Raw genomic sequence first — 2,277 nt, 5'->3', positions numbered from 1 at the left:
CTCGGCTTCCACCATCGACGGCGGAACCTCGAAGTCATGACCCTCGGCGAGCTGGTCGAGCAGCTTGCCGTTGAAGCCGAGCGAACCGAGCCCCGCCTGGCTGAGCACCGCGGCGACCAGGCTGACGACGAACAGGGTGACCAGCGACGGCGCAAGCTTCCACCCCGCTTCCTGGAGCGGGCGCCAGGGCGAGAAATCCTCGACATCGGCGCGGCCAAACTGGAAGCTCGACGCCATCACCGCCTTGCACGCGGCGATCAGCGAGGGGCCGGCATAGATCAGCCAGGCGACGCCCGCGAGCATGCTGAGCGCGGTCGCGAAGTCGCGCGAGCGGAGGATGTCGCCCTTCTCGACCGCATCCTTCTTGCGCTTGTCGGTCGGGGCTTCTGTCTTTTCGCCGAATTCGTCCGCCATCAGCCGAGCACCAGGCTTTGCGTGGCTTCGAGGCCTTCGCGGATGATCACGACCATATAGTCGCCCATCGCCGGGAAGCCGACCGCGAGCGCGACGACACCGACCGCGAGGCTCGTGGGCAGGCCGACCGAGAACAGGTTGAGCGCGGGTGCGGCGCGGCTGATCATGCCGACGACGATGTTGAGGCACAGCAGCAGGAAGCCGACCGGCAGCGCGAGCAGCAGCCCGGCGAGAAACGCATAGCCGCCGAAGAACGCGATGCCGCGCAACCGGTCGACGCCGAGCCACGCGGCGCCGGGCGGCATCACGTCATAGCTTTTGACGAGCATCTCGACGAGCACGAGGTGGCCGTCCATCGACAGGAACAGCAGCGTCAGCATGATCGAGAAGAACTGGCCGAGCGCAGGGCTCGACCGGCCGTTCTGCGGATCGACCGACGAGGCGAAACCGAGGCCCATCGACCCGCCGATGATTTCGGCGGCGATCACCGGCGCGGCGAACGCGATTTGCAGCACGAAGCCGAGCGCGAGCCCGACCAGCGCCTCAGCGGCGACCGCGAGCACGGTCGCCGTCGCGAAGATCTGCGCGGGCGGCTGGACCGGGTGCGCGGCGAGCACGAGGAAGCCGATCGCGCCCGACAGCGTGACGCGGACCGTGACGGGCACCGACACGTTGCCGAACACCGGCGCGGCGATGAACGTCGCGCCGATCCGCACCATGACGAAGATCAGCGCCCAGAGCTGCGGCTCAATCGAGAGGCCGAAGCCGAGCATCCGCCTATTTCACCAGATCGGGGATGCGTTCGAAGATGCTGACGGTGAAGTCGCTCAGCAGCCCGAGGATCAGGCTGCCGAAGATCATGATCGATACCGCGACGACGAGCAGCTTCGGCACGAACGACAGCGTCTGTTCGTTGATCGACGTCGCCGCCTGGATCATGCCGAGGATCAGCCCCGCCAGCAGCGCCGGGATCAGGATCGGCGCGCTGGCGAGCGCCAGCACCCACATCGTCTGGTTGGCGATGGTCAGGAAATATTGCGCGTCCATGGCTTATAATGCTTCCGTTCGCCCTGAGCCCATCGACTGCCTGCAAGGCAGGCGTTCGGGGGGACGTCGAAGGGCCTGGGACTCATGTGCTTCGACTGCGCTCAGCACGAACGGGAGTGTGGGTGCATCCACCGGGTCAGGTCGCGAACGAGTTGGCGAGGCTGCCCATCGTCAGCGCCCAGCCGTCGACGAGCACGAACAGCAGCAGCTTGAACGGCATCGAGATGATCGTCGGTGACAGCATCGCCATGCCGAGCGACATCAGCACGGTCGCGACGACGAGATCGATGACGATGAACGGCAGGAAGATCAGGAAGCCGATCTGGAACGCGGTCTTGAGCTCGCTGGTGACGAACGCCGGGAGGAGCACCGAGAAGGGGATGTCGCGCGGTGACGCATAGGGGCCCGACTTCGCCATTTCGGCGAACATCGTGACGTCCTTGATCCGCGTCTGCTTGACCATGAACGCGTGGAGCGGGACGCCCGCGGTGGTGATCATCTGCGTGCCGGCGAGCTGGCCCGCGGCATAGGGCTGGATCGCGGTCGTGTTGATCTGGGTGATCGTCGGCGCCATGATGAAGAAGCTGAGGAACAGCGATAGGCCGAGCAGCACTTGGTTGGGCGGCGTCTGCTGCAAACCGAGCGCCTGGCGCAGGATCGCGAGCACGATGATGATCCGCGTGAAGCTGGTCATCATCAGCAGGATGCCCGGTAGGACCGTGAGCAGCCCCATGATGATGAGGACCTGCAGCGACAGCGACAGCGAGCCGCTCTGCCCGCTATTGCCCGCCGCCTGGCCGCCAAGCTGGCCGAGCG

At 66.1% G+C, this 2,277-nt stretch carries 4 protein-coding genes; all 4 read right to left on the bottom strand.

Annotated elements, in window-relative coordinates:
* Positions 1–414 (bottom strand): EscU/YscU/HrcU family type III secretion system export apparatus switch protein (locus sphsw_RS20585; protein WP_235188411.1); only part of this gene is annotated, 414 nt, incomplete at its 3' end.
* The gene (gene fliR / locus sphsw_RS14835) at positions 414–1,187 is read right to left on the bottom strand and encodes a flagellar biosynthetic protein FliR (RefSeq protein WP_031441300.1); all 774 of its coding nucleotides are present in this window, start codon (positions 1,185–1,187) and stop codon (positions 414–416) included. The genes sphsw_RS20585 and fliR, both read right to left, overlap by 1 nt.
* Before the next feature lie 4 nt (positions 1,188–1,191).
* Positions 1,192–1,461: a flagellar biosynthesis protein FliQ gene (gene fliQ / locus sphsw_RS14830; protein ID WP_031395965.1), complete on the bottom strand. Its 270-nt coding sequence runs from the start codon at positions 1,459–1,461 to the stop codon at positions 1,192–1,194.
* A 136-nt stretch (positions 1,462–1,597) separates the two neighbouring features.
* On the bottom strand, positions 1,598–2,277 hold a 680-nt coding region (fliP, locus tag sphsw_RS14825), incomplete at its 5' end, for a flagellar type III secretion system pore protein FliP (protein WP_042467442.1).

The organism is Sphingomonas sp. FUKUSWIS1 (genome assembly GCF_000733135.1).
Classification (GTDB): domain Bacteria; phylum Pseudomonadota; class Alphaproteobacteria; order Sphingomonadales; family Sphingomonadaceae; genus Sphingomonas; species Sphingomonas aerolata.
Note: the sequence above shows the minus strand (reverse complement) of the source record. Positions and strands in the feature narration are given on the sequence as shown.

Excerpts from the sequence above, each read along its gene's own strand:
- fliR (WP_031441300.1), bottom strand. The coding sequence starts at position 1,187 with ATGCTCGGCTTCGGCCTCTCGATTGAGCCGCAGCTCTGGGCGCTGATC.
- fliQ (WP_031395965.1), bottom strand. The coding sequence starts at position 1,461 with ATGGACGCGCAATATTTCCTGACCATCGCCAACCAGACGATGTGGGTG.